This window comes from Rhodococcus sp. 5A-K4 (assembly GCF_046097995.1).
Lineage (GTDB): Bacteria > Actinomycetota > Actinomycetes > Mycobacteriales > Mycobacteriaceae > Rhodococcus_F > Rhodococcus_F erythropolis.
In genome coordinates, this window is record NZ_JBJURM010000001.1 from 355262 (window position 1) to 369319 (window position 14058).

Sequence of the window (14058 nt, forward strand, 5' to 3'; positions counted from 1 at the left end):
ATGTTCCCCTCGTTCGACGATCTGATCTCGGACGCCGTGGTGCTCGCGCTGCCGATGCGAGTTCGCTTTCGCGGCATCACGACTCGTGAGGCTCTGCTCGTTCGTGGCCCGGCCGGGTGGGGAGAATTCGCACCCTTCGTCGAGTACGACGACGACGAGGCGTCGCAGTGGCTGCTCGCCGGGATCGAGGCGGCGTGGCTGGGTCCGCCGCCTGCGCTTCGTCACGCCGTTCCCGTCAACGCCACCGTGCCGGCGATCGACGCCTCTGCCGTTCCGCAATTGTTGGAGCGCTTCCCCGGGGCCCGGACCGCCAAGGTCAAGGTCGCCGAGAAGGGGCAGTCGTTGGCGCAGGACGTCGCCCGGGTGAACGAGGTGCGTCGGCACATCCCGAACGTGCGCGTCGACGCCAACGGCGGTTGGAGTGTGGACGAGGCGATCACGGCTTTGCGAGCGATCACCGAAGACGGTGAACTCGAATACGCGGAGCAGCCGTGTGCAAGCGTCGAGGAACTGGTCAGCGTCCGCGCCGCGGGGACCGGTGTGCGGATCGCTGCCGACGAGAGCATTCGCCGTGCGGAGGACCCGTTGCGCGTCGTACGAGCCGGGGGAGCGGACGTAGCCGTCGTGAAGGTGCCGCCGCTGGGCGGAATGCGTGCTGTGGTGGCGCTGTCGGCGCAGCTGGCGGACTACGGGGTGCCGGTGGTGGTCTCGAGTGCGCTGGACACGGCTGTGGGGATGTCCGCGGGACTGGCGGCCGCGGCAGCCTTGCCCACGCTTCCGTTTGCCTGCGGACTCGGCACGGGTGGCCTGTTCGTCCGGGATGTCGCGGTCACCGGAGCAGCCGTCGACGGCGCTTTGTCTGTTGGTGCCGTCGAGCCTGATCCGGTTCTGCTCGAGACGCTGGCCGCGCCCGCGGACCGGCGCGACTGGTGGTTGGAGAGGGCCAGGCGCTGCCATCGGATACTCGGCAGTAGAGACCTGCCGAATTTCGTATAGTCTCGGGCGCGACCTGATGAACATCAGTGAAGAATGAAGGGATCGAAAGTGGTTGCAGCTCTGAACGAAACCCTGCTCGAGGAATCACGGGTTCCCGCGGTCGTCGCGGACGTGCAGACCTTGATCGACGCAGAGGTTTCGGATAAGTCGGGGGCCTCAGGGCTGGCTCTCAAGGGTGGCTACGGCGCGGTCAAGAAGGTGAGCCCGTCCATCGTGCCGGACGCCGTCACCGCGCTTCTGCCGGCTTTCGTGGCAAAGCTCGAGCCGTACTGGCAGGAATTCTCGGCTTCCGGTGAAGGCAGCTTCGCCGATTTCATCAGCGCCCGCGGCGACGCGGTTGCCGATTCCCTCCTCGAGGTGACGGACGAGCGTATCGAAGGTAGCGACAAGGCCGTCGTCAAGTCGATGTACTCGAAGCTGCGCGGTTCGGCCAAGAAGCATGTGACTGCAGCTCTGCCGCGTCTGGGCGATGTGATCCAGAAGCACGCTGCATAAGCAACGTAGACAACGAGCGGCCCGGGAGATTCTCCCGGGCCGCTCGTTTTTTTGCATTCGTTTGTCAGTGAGCCGAATGTCCGTGGCGCCAGAAGCCGGTGAAGGTGATGTCGGTCTTGGCGAACTTTCGGTCGTTCACGAGATGCCGACGCAGCCCGGTGGTGAGTGCCTGTTCGCCGGCGACAAACGTGTACGACGGCCCCTCGGGCAGTTCGGCGGCGCGGACGGTCTCGAGGGTCAGAACACCCGGCGTTGCGTGTTCGTCCTCGCGAACGAGCCAATGCACGTTGACGTTCGCCAACTCCGGAATGTCTTGCTTGTCTTCGATGTTCGGAATCTCGACGAAGACCTCGGCACGCAGGTCTGCCGGCGCGGTTTCCAGAATGCCGATGATCGCCGGAAGTGCGCTTTCGTCGCCGACGAGCAGTTGCCACTTGGCCTCGGGTGTGGGGTTGTAGATGCAGCCTTCGTCGAGGAGGGCGACATTGTCGCCGGTCGACGCGGTGTCCGCCCACGCGGATGCCGGGCCGATGTCACCGTGATAGGCGAAGTCGATGTCGATCTCCGTGGTCTCGCCGAAGAGACCGGTTCCGGCAGCACGGTAGGCGCGAATCGTGTAGTTGCGCACGACCGGTCGCGTGTCCTTGGACATCATCAGGTACTGCGCGTACCAGAGATTGCTTGCCGCGCTCGGCAACCGGAGTTCGCTCTGGCCGACCTGCGGGATGAACATGCGGAACCACTGATCGGCACCCATCGGTGCGATGGTGGACAGCTCTTCGCCGGCAATGGTCACCCGGATGAAGCTCGGGCTGATTCGTTTGTTCGCCACGACCTGCGCCGACACGATGCTGCGTGAGGCCGGTTTCACGAACTTGGCGCGCTTGGCCATGACTGGTTGCTCCCTGATTAGCTGTTACTCGTACCTAATCAGGTAACCCTAACCTGATTTACGGCCGGTGTGGAGTGGTGGGTCTGTCCTTTTCGACGACTTCGGGAGGAAGACCCCACTGCGCTCGGCCAAGTCGGCTCATCGGTGCGATTGCCGCGAAGTCCGGTAACCCGTCGTCGGCGACAGCCTCGGGACGTACTGCGACCGCGACCACATTTCCCATCACGACAAATGAATTACCCACCTCGATGACCTGGTGAAGCGTGCATTCGATGGCGATCGGGGAGTCGGCGACCCGGACAGGGCGAACCCGCTCGCTCGGTTCGCTACGGATGTTCAACTCGAGAAATTCGTCGGCCTCGGCGTCGTAGAAGGCCGAACTCTTGTTCACCACGTCTGCGAGCGTGGCGGTCGCCAGGTTGATCACGAATTCGCCGGTCGCTTCGATGTTGCGCAGACTGTCCTTGCGTCCGACCGACGTGAACTGCACGATCGGCGGCGCCGAACTTGCCACGGTGAAAAAGCTGTACGGAGCCAGATTGCCGACGCCGTCCGCCGACAGGGTGGACACCCAGGCAATCGGCCGGGGGACCACCGAAGCAGTGAGTAACTGATAGAACCGGCGGGGTTCGAGCTCGGCTGGATCGAAGAGTGTGCGCACCCACACATAATGCCGCTGTCCCCGCCCCTGGGCATGCTTGCACCCGAACATCTGACACTCTTGAAGGCGTGAATCCGTCCACTGCACAAGCCACAGCCGTCGTCGACGAACTGGTTCGTGGTGGCGTGCGTGAAGTCGTGCTGTGTCCAGGCTCTCGCAACGCGCCCCTCGCATTTGCCCTCCAGGCCGCCGATCTCGACGGCCGGTTGCGTCTGCACATGCGGATCGACGAGCGGACAGCAGGCTTTCTGGCACTCGGACTGGCAATCGCCGGGAAACGACCGGTCCCCATCGTGATGACCTCCGGGACCGCCGTCGCAAACCTCGGACCTGCTGTCCTCGAGGCCAACTACGCGCGAGTGCCGCTGGTGGTCCTGAGCGCCAACCGGCCTTACGAGATGCTCGGCACCGGCGCCAACCAGACCGTCGAGCAGCTCGGGCTCTTCGGCAGTCAAGTTCGCGCAACCATCAGCCTGGGCTTGGCCGAGGACGATTCGACGCAGAACAGCCAGTGGCGCTCGGCGGTCTGCCGGGTCCTCGCCGCTGCCCGCGGAACCAGATCCGGAAACGCGGGTCCGGTGCATTTCGACATCCCGCTCCGTGAGCCGCTGGTGCCGGACGTGCACGTCCATGGCCCGGTTCCGGAGGGCCGTCCAGGCGGTGCAGCCTGGACCACCACGCAGAACGCGACGCTCGATGTTCCGGTCGATCTGGACCTCACCGCAGATACGGTGGTCATTTCCGGACACGGCAGCGCACTTCGGCCTGAGCTGGCCGGCCTGCCGACGGTGGCCGAGCCGACGGCTCCGATGCACGGGATCGCACTGCATCCACTCGCGCTCTCGCAACTCAAGCCCAAGCAGGCGATCATCACCGGCCGCCCGACGTTGCATCGTCAGGTCTCGAAGGTGTTGGCCGACCCGAGCGTCGACGTCTACGCGCTGACCACCGGGCCGCGCTGGCCCGACGTCTCCGGCAACGTGCTCGCCACGGGAACCAGGGCAGTGGTCACCGGGACGCCCGATCCCGCCTGGATTGCTCGATGCGCCGCGCTGACCGAACACGCCGAAACTGCCGTCCGCAAGCAACTCGACGCCCACCCCAAAGCCACTGGCCTGCACGTGGCAGCTGCCGTGATGGATGCACTCGCGGACGGCGACCAGCTTCTGCTCGGCGCGTCCAACCCCGTTCGCGACGCGGCCCTCGTGAGCTATCCCAAGCCCGCTGTCCGGGTGCTGTCGAATCGCGGCGTCGCAGGTATCGACGGCACCGTCTCGGCGGCGGTCGGTGCCGCATTGGCGTACGAGGGCGGCCGGACCGTCGCTCTCATGGGCGACCTGACCTTCCTGCACGACGCGTCCGGGCTGCTGATCGGGACCGGTGAGCCGAGGCCGAGCGACCTCACCATCGTCGTGGCCAACGACGACGGCGGCGGCATCTTCGAACTCCTCGAACAAGGCGACCCGCAGTACGCCGGCGTCTTCGAGCGAGTGTTCGGAACACCGCACGGCATGGACCTCGCTGCGCTGTGCGCGGCCTACCGCGTGCCGCACGCAGCCGTCACCGTCGACGCCCTGGCAACGACGCTGGCGCAACCCGCAAACGGCATTCGTGTGCTCGAAGTCGCAACAGATCGCAGTGGACTGCGCGAACTCCACGCTTCCGTGCGGGCACAGCTGTGACGCAAACGGTTCTGCGGCGCTTCCGCATCGGCGTACTCGTGGTTGCGGTCGGCATTTCGGTGCTCGCGGTGATCCTGGTTCTCGGTGCCTGGCGCAACGATCGGACCATCGAATCGAACATGGGGACCGCAACCGCCGAGGTGCTCTCGGCAGGCTCGCTACGTTCGGCGATCAGCTTCGTGACACCGGACGGCGCGAATCACAACCCTGAACTCGGCGTGCTCTACCCCACCAATCTGACTGTGGGACAACGCATCGAGGTGGAGTACTCCAAAGCCGACCCTGATTTGGTCCGGGTAGCGGGACGCAACGCGACGGTGGCGCTGATCCCGGCAGGATCGGTGATCGTCGTGACGTGGCTCCTGGCTGGACCGTCGATCTGGTACCTGCGCAAGCGGGAAGCGGGAGCTCCGGGATCGGCGCCGGTCGCCTCGAGTTAGTTCGCGCTTCGCCGGAACTTCACACGAACATGACGTGGACTTTTCCTGGCCCTGTCACCGTTCTCGGTGTGAGAGTAGCCATCGTTGCGGAGTCATTCCTGCCCAACATGAACGGCGTCACCAACTCGGTACTACGCGTACTCGAACACCTCGATCGCACTGGCCACGACGCCATGGTCATTGCGCCGGACACTGTCGGATGCGACACCTCTGCCGCCACCGAACACGAAGGTGTTCAGGTGGTTCGGGTGCCCGCCGTCATGGTGCCCAAAGTCAGTTCACTCCCCGTCGGCCTGCCACAACCGCGTCTGACGACGGCCGTGCGGACCTTCGCGCCCGACGTCGTCCATCTGGCGTCGCCGTTCCTGCTCGGCGCCGGGGGAGTGGCCGTCGCCAAGCGGCTCGCGATACCCACCGTCGCGGTTTACCAGACCGACGTCGCCGGATTTGCCGAAAGCTACGGTCTCGGCGTCACCAGTCGCGCCGCGTGGGCGTGGACCCGTCGAATCCACAAGAGCTGCAACAGGACCCTTGCGCCATCCACGTCGGCAGTCGACGCCCTCGAAGAGCACGGAATTCCGCGCGTGCACCGGTGGGCCCGCGGCGTCGACGCACAACGATTCGCACCTTCGCGTCGTAGCTCGGCGTTGCGGCAGTCCTGGATCGGCGACAGCGACAGGTTGGTGGTCGGCTTCGTCGGTCGCCTCGCGCCCGAAAAACACGTCGAGCGACTGGCCGTGCTGGCGGCCGATCCCAGCGTGCAGATCGTGATCGTCGGAGACGGCCCGGATCGCGAGAACCTACGACGACTGATGCCGGATGCGATCTTCACCGGACAACTCGGCGGTACCGCGCTGGCCGACGCCTATGCGAGCCTGGACGTATTCGTTCACCCCGGCGAGCACGAGACCTTCTGCCAGGCGGTTCAGGAAGCCCTCGCGAGCGGTGTACCTGTCGTCGGACCGGACGCCGGCGGACCACGTGACCTGATCTCGCATTGCCGCAACGGCTACCTCCTGCCGACGGACAGGTTCACCGAACTCCTGCCAAGCGCAGTCGACGCACTTCGTCAGCGTGATCTGCGGGTGCAGTTCGGCTCCGCAGCGAGGCGCTCGGTGCTGCACCGGACCTGGCCGGCAATCTGCGAAGAGTTGCTCCGTCACTACGAGGACGTGCAGGGCCTCGGGCGGCGAACGGGTGCCAGAGCAGCCTGAACGCCTTCGCTGCCCGAGGGTTGGTAGCGTTTCGGGTGTGGCCACTACACACGGAACCCGAGCAACTCTCGAGAAGCAACCGCACGAAGTCGCGTCGATGTTCGACGACGTCGCGGAGCGATACGACCTCACCAACACCGTGCTGTCCTTCGGCCAGGACAAGGGTTGGCGCAAGGCCACCCGCGAAGCCCTCGACCTCAAGCCGGGCGAGAAGGTACTCGACCTCGCCGCCGGAACCGGAGTCTCGACCGTCGAACTGGGGCGCTCCGGTGCCTGGTGCGTCGCCACCGACTTCTCCAAGGGAATGCTCAAGGCCGGAATCTCGCGCAAAGTTCCGATGGTCGCAGGTGACGCGATGTACCTGCCCTATGCCGACAACGTGTTCGATGCCGCGACGATTTCCTTCGGCCTGCGCAACGTCTCCGACTTCGAAGCCGGACTGCGCGAGATCGCCCGCGTCACCAAGCCGGGCGGACGTCTCGTGGTCAGTGAGTTCTCGACGCCCGTCTTCGGGCCCTTCCGCACGGTCTACATGGAGTACCTCATGAAGGCGCTCCCGCAGGTCGCACGCACCGTCAGCAGCAACCCCGACGCCTACGTCTACCTCGCGGAATCGATCCGTGCCTGGCCGACCCAGGAAGAGCTGGCACGGAAGATCGAGGCTGCCGGGTGGAAGAACGTCAAGTGGCGCAACCTCACCGGCGGCATCGTGGCGCTGCATTACGCCACTGCCTGAACTGCTGTGCGCCTTTATTAACCCCCGGCGGTTAATAAAGGCGCACAGCACTTGCTCAACCGAACAACGGCCGGGAGTCGATCTTTCTCGACGCGGCCCCCGACGCACGCCATGCCTTCGCCGTCAGATCGGCGTCGGCGTCGGTGACGAGGTTTCCCATCACCCGAACGGCGACCGTCATCAGTGCCCGTGAGCGCATCGCGATCGGGCCCGAGGCGGGCAGGAATTGCGGAACCGTCAGCAGGCCTGCGAGCCGGCGCGCGACCGAGAACGCCTGCCCGTAATGCTCCCGAAGCACGGTCGGCCACAGCTCCGTGAGGTCGTCGGCGCCGAGCTGTTCGACCACCAGACGTCCGCCTTCGAGGCCGTAGTCGATGCCCTCACCGTTGAGCGGGTTCACACACGCTGCGGCGTCGCCGATCACGGCCCAGTTGCGTCCGGCGATGTTGGAGACGGCGCCGCCCATGGGTAGCAAAGCCGAAGCGACGGAATGAATTTCGCTGCTCCACTGCCACTCGGTTCGGCGCTGGTCGGTGTACAAGTCGAGCAAGGGACGCAGGGCACCCGGCGCCGGGCGCTTGGACGTCGCCAGTGTCCCGACGCCGATGTTCACCTCGCCGGTGCCGAGCGGGAAGATCCAGCCGTACCCCGCCTGCAACGTGCCCTCGGCGTCCCGCAGTTCCAGATGCGAGGTGATCCACGGGTCGGCGCTGCGCGGCGTCGCGACGTAAGCGCGTGCCGCGACGCCGTACGCGGTGTCCCGGTGCCACTGCCGTCCCAGCTTCTTGCCGAGCGTCGAGCGAACGCCGTCGGCGATGATCAGCGTCCGGCAACGAAGAGTGCTGCGTCCCGAGGGGCCGGCGAGTACGACGGCGGCTACTCGATCACCGTCGAGTTCGACGTCGACAGCCTTGGTGCCCTCGACCATGACCGCGCCGGATTCGACGGCGCACCGGCGAATGGCGTCGTCGAGTTCGGTCCGGGGGATCGCACTGCCGATCGGCGGGAACGACGTCCCTGGCCACTCGAGTTCGAGTTCTTGGCCGAAGCCGGACAACCGTAGTCCCTTGTTCGTCGTATGTGACCGAACCCACTCGCCGAGGCCGAGGAGATCCAGTTCGGCCACGGCGCGCGGAGTGAGTCCATCACCACAAGTCTTGTCTCGCGGGAACACGGCAGCGTCCACCAGCACGACGTCTCGGCCACTGCGGGCGGCCCATGCCGCGGCCGAAGAACCCGCGGGACCTGCGCCGATGACCACAATGTCGGTTTCGGCCGGAAGCGAATCGACGACGGAGGACTGCTCTTCTACGGACACACTCACATCTTCCCAGGCTCGCGATCGCCACCGTGGCGAGGCCGTCCCGAGTGCGAACCGCTAGGTTCACTACCGTGGGAACCGAGCCGTCACTGACGACAGGAATGGGTACTGACATCGTGAGCACCGAAAAGACTGCTGCCGACGCAACCGCATCGAGCACCGTCGTTGCAGGCATCGACCTGGGCGACGAACAGCTCGCCGCAGTAGTGCGTGGTGGACTCTCCGATGTCGAGGAGTTGTTGGTCAGCGAGCTGTCCGACGGCGAAGACTTCCTCACCGAGGCCGCGCTGCATCTCGCGCGAGCCGGTGGTAAGCGCTTCCGTCCGTTGTTCACGATCCTGACCGCGCAACTCGGACCGGTGCCGAACGATCCGTCGATCATCACCGCAGCGACTGTCACCGAACTCGTTCACCTGGCGACGCTCTATCACGACGACGTCATGGACGAGGCGTCCATGCGGCGCGGAGCGCCCAGCGCCAACGCCCGCTGGGGAAACAGCGTGGCGATCCTGGCCGGCGACTATCTGTTCGCGCACGCATCACGCCTGGTATCGACGCTCGGACCTGAAGCCGTTCGGATCATCGCCGAAACCTTCGCCGAACTGGTCACCGGCCAGATGCGCGAGACGATCGGCGTCAAGAAGGAACAGGATCCGGTCGAGCATTACCTCAAGGTCGTGTGGGAGAAGACCGGTTCGCTCATCGCTGCATCCGGACGATTCGGCGGCACCTTCTCCGGCGCCGACGCAGCTCACATCGAGCGTCTCGAGCGCCTGGGTGACGCCGTCGGCACCGCGTTCCAGATCTCCGACGACATCATCGACATCTCGTCCGTATCGGCGCAGTCCGGAAAGACTCCGGGCACCGACCTGCGCGAGGGTGTCCACACCCTGCCCGTCCTGTACGCGTTCCGCGAAGAAGGAGCCGACGCAGATCGCCTGCGGGAGCTGCTCGCGGGCCCGGTCACCGAAGACGCACTGGTAGAAGAAGCTCTCGAACTGCTCGAGCGTTCGCCGGGCATGGTCAAGGCGAAGGCAAAGCTGGGCGAGTACGCAGTCTCGGCAAAGGCCCAGTTGGCTGAGCTCCCGCAGGGACCGGCGAACGAAGCGCTCGTGCGCCTCGTGGACTACACGATCGAACGAGTCGGCTGACACACCTGGGGTGAAACCCTGACGACCCTGGGTGGGAACCCTGATGACCCTGTCCTTCGTTGACTGAACAGAACCGGTGCATACGCCGGGAAGTTCGGGTGAGCCTTCGGCTCCAGCGAGGCAAGAGGTGAGCAGTTTGCACGGCTACGCGAACGGTGCGAAGACATTCGGGTTGTTGGTGGGGATGTCGGCGCTGATCGTCTTCATCGGTTCGCTGTTCAACAGCCCGTTCCTTCTGTGGGGATCCGTTCTGTTTGCCGTCGGCATGAATGCCTACGTGTACTTCAACAGCGACAAGCTGGCGCTTCGATCGATGCGCGCCCAGCCCATCACCGAGGTCGAGGCACCGGCGATCTATCGGATCGTGCGCGAACTCGCCACGACGGCGCACCAACCGATGCCCAGGCTGTACGTCAGCCCCACGAACGCCCCGAACGCGTTTGCCACCGGTCGTAGCCCTCGGCACGCCGCGGTGTGCGTGACCAGCGGCATCATGCAGATCCTGAACGAACGCGAACTGCGCGCCGTACTCGGGCACGAACTCTCTCACGTCTACAACCGGGACATTTTGATCTCGTCCGTGGCCGGCGCGATGGCCAGCGTCATCTCGGGCCTGGCCAACTTCGCGATGTACGCGAGCATCTTCGGTGGCCGAGGGAACGGGCAGGGAAGTAATCCGATCGCCTTGCTGCTCGTCTCCCTACTGGGACCGATCGCGGCAACCGTGGTCAAGCTGGCCGTCTCGCGCTCTCGCGAGTATCAGGCTGATCAATCGGGAGCCGAGCTCACCGGTGACCCATTGGCGTTGGCGTCGGCGCTGCGCAAGCTCGAGTCGGGCGTGGCAGCCGCGCCGTTGCCGCCTGAGCCCAAGCTCGCGGCGCAGTCACACCTGATGATTGCCAACCCCTTCAGAGCGGGGGACAAGGTGAGCAAGCTGTTCTCGACGCATCCGCCCATGGCGGATCGTATCGAGCGTTTGGAGAAGATGGCCGGGATGTAGGGCCTTCGGCCCCTGTGCGCGGTTAGGTAGTCCCAGGACTCCTTAACCGCGCACAGGGGCGCAGCCCCTACTACCGGTAGTTCACGAACTGCAGGGCGATCCCGAAGTCCTCACCCTTGAGCAGGGAGATGACGCCCTGGAGGTCGTCGCGCTTCTTGCTGCTCACACGAAGTTCCTCACCCTGGATCTGCGCCTTGACGCCCTTGGGGCCCTCGTCGCGAATCTTCTTGGTGATCTTCTTCGCGTTCTCGCTGCTGATGCCCTGGACCAAGGTTCCGGACAGCTTGTAGATCTTTCCGGACTGCGCCGGCTCGCCGGCATCGAATGCCTTCAGCGAGATGTCACGACGGATCAACTTCTCCTTGAACACGTCGAGGGCGGCCAGCAGTCGCTCCTCGGTGTCGGCGTTCAACGTGATCGTCTCTTCACCAGACCACTCGATCGACGCTCCCGTGTTTCGGAAGTCGAAACGCGTGGTCAACTCCTTGGCAGCCTGATGCAGGGCGTTGTCCACCTCTTGACGGTCAACCTTGCTCACCACGTCGAAGGACGAATCAGCCACTTCACACTCCCGCTTTCCGGTAGTTCACGAACATCGAGTTCTGCCCACCTTCCATACCGGTGGACACCTCGACGTTATCGGGTCGGCACCGCCCGTTACCACCCGGTTTGCAAAATGGGGGTGTGTTCGTTGTATTCTTCTCACCGCACCGAGGAAGCCGTTTTCGGCCGCCGCACGTCGCGATATACTTGCGAATGCGCCGGATCGAAGCCTGGTGCAAGCACGGCAGATTGCCCGAGCGGCCAATGGGAGCGGACTGTAAATCCGTCGGCTTATGCCTACGTAGGTTCGAATCCTACATCTGCCACACCAAGTCAGCCCCGATTCTCTTTACGAGAGTCGGGGCTGACTTTTTTTGTGCTTGTTCCGAGGTCGGGTGCGCGTTGGTGACGCCCTCGTCGGCTGCGGCTCAGGGGTCTCGGGAGTGCTTCTTGGGATGGCTTCGGGGGAGTGCGGGGTCAAGTTGGTTCCCGCAAAGCCCTCGCCAGCGGCCCCGATCGGTGCAACAATGGGCTCCGGCACCATTTTTGCCCCGATGACCAGCGGATTTGGTGCTGGCGCTCGTTCGTGTGTAATCTTTCGGAGGCTTCAAGAGAGCGGCAACGCACTCCTGAGCCACGCCCCCTTAGCTCAGTCGGTAGAGCGTTTCCATGGTAAGGAAAAGGTCAACGGTTCGATTCCGTTAGGGGGCTCGCTGGATTGTGGTGCCGTGCTTTCCGCGCGACACTCGACACCGAGGCGGTGTAGCTCAGTTGGTAGAGCAAACGACTCATAATCGTTGCGTCGCCGGTTCAAGTCCGGTCACCGCTACACAATATGCATGATCCACCCTGATTGCTCGTAATCAGATACACCCGAAAGAAGGCATCCCGTGGCCTCCTCGACCGACGTTCGGCCCAAGATCACCTTGGCCTGCGAGGTATGCAAGCACCGCAACTACATCACCAAGAAGAATCGGCGCAACGACCCCGATCGCCTGGAGCTCAAGAAGTTCTGCCCCAACTGCGGAACCCACCAGTCGCATCGCGAGTCGAAGTAGTAAGTCCTTAACAGGACGACGATTTTCGCGGAAGACCCTCTCGGGGCCTGCGTCTTCGGGTCCTAGCTAGAAGAGAGTCTCACCGCGTGACAGATTTGCAAGAGAACCAGGCAGCGGCCGAGGTCCCTACGGACCCGGCCGCTCATGCCGTCCAGATGGTCGGTCACCACTATCGTGTCGAAGACTTCTACGAGGTCGGACGCGAGAAGGTGCGCGAGTTCGCTCGCGCCGTCCAGGACGCGCATCCTGCGCACTACGACGAATCGGCAGCCAAAGGCCTCGGATACGACGGCCTGATTGCTCCCATTACGTTCGTCGCCATCGTGGGTGCCATTGCTCAGCGACGTCTGTTCGAAGAGATCGTCACAGGCTACGACTTGAGTCAGATTCTTCAGACCGATCAGCGACTGGTGCTGCACAAGCCCATGCAGGTCGGTGACCGACTCTTCTGCGATGTTTTCCTGGATTCGTTCAGGCAGGCCGCAGGTAGCGACATCATCGTGACCAAGAACATCATCACCGATCAGAACGACGAAGCAGTTGTCACCACGTGGACAACGCTTGTTGCTCGAACGGGTGGGGAAGTGGACGAGAACATCGCCCACGCAGTCAAGGACGTGATGATGCATGTCGCTTCGTAAATTTTCCGACGTGAGTGTCGGCGAACTTCTCCCCGAGAAGTCCGTCACCCTGACGCGTGGAAACCTCGCCAACTACGCGGGTGTTTCGGGAGATCCCAATCCGATTCACTTCAGTGACGAGGTCGCACGACTTGCCGGCTTGCCGGACGTCGTCGCGCACGGCATGCTCTCCATGGGCATCGGTGCCGGCTACGTCACCGAATGGCTGGGGGATCCGGGCGCAGTGACCGAGTACAACGTACGGTTCACGAGCCCGGTGATCGTGGCAGCCGACAAGGCTGCCGAGATCGAGTTCACCGCCAAGGTGAAGTCGATCGACGAAGAAAGCAAGACCGCAGTACTGGCAATCGTGGCCAAGTCCGAAGGTAAGAAGATCTTCGGTCGTGCCACCGCCACGGTCCGTCTAGCCTGATCGCAGGGCGGATTGTGTTTGTTCCGGGGCTTTGAAGTACACTGAGATTTCTGGGATTCCTCAGCGCTGCGCGCTGCCCTGAATGTTGCAAGACATTCACCTCGGGTAGCGCGTATGTTGTGTGATCGCAGAACGGTTGATTCAGGCAGGGTCCACCTGTCGATGTCAACCAAAGGGGCGTAGCTCAACTGGCAGAGCAGCGGTCTCCAAAACCGCAGGTTGCAGGTTCAAGTCCTGTCGCCCCTGCCCCCGGATGCCAGCGACTGAGAGGAACGACGTGAGCGAGGAGCGCGCCAAGCGCGACGCCGACACTTCGGATGCGGAGACTTCAACGTCTGCCGATTCGACCGGTGTCGACGACACTGCAGCTGACGCGACTACGCGTTCCGATCTGTCGTTGGACAAGGACGGTGCCGAGAAGGCTCCCTCCGCATCCAGTGGGGTTTCCAACAAGCCGACCGGCAAGCGCGCTGCACGCGGCGCCTCGGTCAGCGCGTCCACCGTGAAGACTCCGGCCCGGACGGCATCCCGGACATCTTCGGCCAAGCCGACTGCAACGAACCCCGGCAAGAAGCCCAAGGCGAAGAAGGACAACATCTTCAAGCGCCTGCGCAAATTCTTCCGCGAGGTCATCGCAGAACTCCGTAAGGTCATCTGGCCGAACCGCAAGCAGATGATCACCTACACCAGCGTCGTGCTGACGTTCGTGGTCTTCATGGTCGCTTTCATCAGCGGCGTCGATATCGCTGTGATCAAGGGTGTCACCTGGCTGTTCGGCTGATCGCCGTAGCAGTCGGGCGTCTTTGCCTGCGAGCG

The 14058-nt window shown here is 63.9% G+C and carries 16 protein-coding genes and 4 tRNA genes; 16 read left to right on the top strand and 4 right to left on the bottom strand.

The genetic code is table 11. From position 1 onward, the window contains the following. Both ACKAMS_RS01690 and ACKAMS_RS01695 read left to right on the top strand, forming a co-directional pair. The gene (locus tag ACKAMS_RS01690; RefSeq protein WP_020906810.1) at nucleotides 1-996 is read left to right on the top strand and encodes an o-succinylbenzoate synthase; all 996 of its coding nucleotides are present in this window, start codon (nucleotides 1-3) and stop codon (nucleotides 994-996) included. Nucleotides 997-1044: 48 nt separating this feature from the next. After that, the gene (locus ACKAMS_RS01695) at nucleotides 1045-1491 is read left to right on the top strand and encodes a DUF6918 family protein (protein WP_003941973.1); all 447 of its coding nucleotides are present in this window, start codon (nucleotides 1045-1047) and stop codon (nucleotides 1489-1491) included. 64 nt (nucleotides 1492-1555) lie between these two features. Here the strand turns inward: ACKAMS_RS01695 and ACKAMS_RS01700 are convergent, their stop codons facing one another. Together ACKAMS_RS01700 and ACKAMS_RS01705 are read right to left on the bottom strand one after the other, a co-directional pair. Next, nucleotides 1556-2383 (bottom strand): siderophore-interacting protein, encoded by an 828-nt coding sequence (locus ACKAMS_RS01700; RefSeq protein ID WP_070796627.1) that lies wholly within the window; start codon nucleotides 2381-2383, stop codon nucleotides 1556-1558. Nucleotides 2384-2441: 58 nt separating this feature from the next. Further along, complete coding sequence (locus ACKAMS_RS01705; RefSeq protein WP_021343457.1) at nucleotides 2442-3044, bottom strand: flavin reductase family protein; 603 nt, start codon at nucleotides 3042-3044, stop codon at nucleotides 2442-2444. Nucleotides 3045-3112: 68 nt separating this feature from the next. On the opposite strand from ACKAMS_RS01705, the gene menD reads away from it, so the two are divergent. From menD to ACKAMS_RS01725, 4 genes are all read left to right on the top strand, one after another. Then, nucleotides 3113-4726, top strand: a complete 1614-nt coding sequence (gene menD / locus ACKAMS_RS01710) for a 2-succinyl-5-enolpyruvyl-6-hydroxy-3-cyclohexene-1-carboxylic-acid synthase (protein WP_020906813.1) — start codon at nucleotides 3113-3115, stop codon at nucleotides 4724-4726. Next, nucleotides 4723-5166, top strand: coding sequence for a DUF3592 domain-containing protein (locus tag ACKAMS_RS01715; RefSeq protein WP_020968960.1), 444 nt, complete (start codon nucleotides 4723-4725; stop codon nucleotides 5164-5166). Before menD ends, ACKAMS_RS01715 begins: the two co-directional genes overlap by 4 nt. A gap of 68 nt (nucleotides 5167-5234) precedes the next feature. Beyond that, entirely contained in the window at nucleotides 5235-6380 is a 1146-nt protein-coding gene (locus tag ACKAMS_RS01720; RefSeq protein ID WP_408988524.1) for a glycosyltransferase family 4 protein, read from the top strand. A 37-nt stretch (nucleotides 6381-6417) separates the two neighbouring features. Next, nucleotides 6418-7116, top strand: coding sequence for a demethylmenaquinone methyltransferase (locus ACKAMS_RS01725; RefSeq protein ID WP_003941879.1), 699 nt, complete (start codon nucleotides 6418-6420; stop codon nucleotides 7114-7116). Nucleotides 7117-7171: 55 nt separating this feature from the next. Here the strand turns inward: ACKAMS_RS01725 and ACKAMS_RS01730 are convergent, their stop codons facing one another. Then, nucleotides 7172-8434, bottom strand: coding sequence for a geranylgeranyl reductase family protein (locus tag ACKAMS_RS01730; RefSeq protein WP_408988525.1), 1263 nt, complete (start codon nucleotides 8432-8434; stop codon nucleotides 7172-7174). Nucleotides 8435-8538: 104 nt separating this feature from the next. Between ACKAMS_RS01730 and ACKAMS_RS01735 the strand changes: the two genes are divergently transcribed. After that, entirely contained in the window at nucleotides 8539-9588 is a 1050-nt protein-coding gene (locus ACKAMS_RS01735) for a polyprenyl synthetase family protein (RefSeq protein ID WP_020906817.1), read from the top strand. 136 nt (nucleotides 9589-9724) lie between these two features. After that, a complete protein-coding gene (gene htpX, locus ACKAMS_RS01740) occupies nucleotides 9725-10588 on the top strand; it encodes a zinc metalloprotease HtpX (protein WP_007728460.1) in 864 nt (287 codons plus the stop codon). A gap of 70 nt (nucleotides 10589-10658) precedes the next feature. Here the strand turns inward: htpX and ACKAMS_RS01745 are convergent, their stop codons facing one another. Continuing rightward, a complete protein-coding gene (locus tag ACKAMS_RS01745) occupies nucleotides 10659-11150 on the bottom strand; it encodes a YajQ family cyclic di-GMP-binding protein (RefSeq protein WP_003941854.1) in 492 nt (163 codons plus the stop codon). A 224-nt stretch (nucleotides 11151-11374) separates the two neighbouring features. On the opposite strand from ACKAMS_RS01745, the gene ACKAMS_RS01750 reads away from it, so the two are divergent. The 8 genes from ACKAMS_RS01750 to secE all read left to right on the top strand — a co-directional run bounded on the left by ACKAMS_RS01750 (nucleotide 11375) and on the right by secE (nucleotide 14023). Next, nucleotides 11375-11457, top strand: a tRNA-Tyr gene (locus ACKAMS_RS01750). 312 nt (nucleotides 11458-11769) lie between these two features. Beyond that, nucleotides 11770-11842: transfer RNA gene (locus ACKAMS_RS01755), tRNA-Thr, on the top strand. A 45-nt stretch (nucleotides 11843-11887) separates the two neighbouring features. After that, nucleotides 11888-11960, top strand: a tRNA-Met gene (locus ACKAMS_RS01760). Between the two features lie 61 nt (nucleotides 11961-12021). Continuing rightward, nucleotides 12022-12189: a 50S ribosomal protein L33 gene (gene rpmG / locus ACKAMS_RS01765; protein ID WP_003941903.1), complete on the top strand. Its 168-nt coding sequence runs from the start codon at nucleotides 12022-12024 to the stop codon at nucleotides 12187-12189. A gap of 86 nt (nucleotides 12190-12275) precedes the next feature. Further along, nucleotides 12276-12830: a (3R)-hydroxyacyl-ACP dehydratase subunit HadA gene (hadA, locus tag ACKAMS_RS01770; protein ID WP_019744315.1), complete on the top strand. Its 555-nt coding sequence runs from the start codon at nucleotides 12276-12278 to the stop codon at nucleotides 12828-12830. Then, entirely contained in the window at nucleotides 12817-13242 is a 426-nt protein-coding gene (hadB, locus tag ACKAMS_RS01775; RefSeq protein WP_003941909.1) for a (3R)-hydroxyacyl-ACP dehydratase subunit HadB, read from the top strand. The genes hadA and hadB overlap by 14 nt, the downstream gene beginning before the upstream one ends. A gap of 173 nt (nucleotides 13243-13415) precedes the next feature. Then, nucleotides 13416-13488, top strand: a tRNA-Trp gene (locus ACKAMS_RS01780). 31 nt (nucleotides 13489-13519) lie between these two features. After that, nucleotides 13520-14023, top strand: a complete 504-nt coding sequence (gene secE / locus ACKAMS_RS01785; RefSeq protein WP_020968963.1) for a preprotein translocase subunit SecE — start codon at nucleotides 13520-13522, stop codon at nucleotides 14021-14023. Nucleotides 14024-14058: the final 35 nt, after the last annotated feature.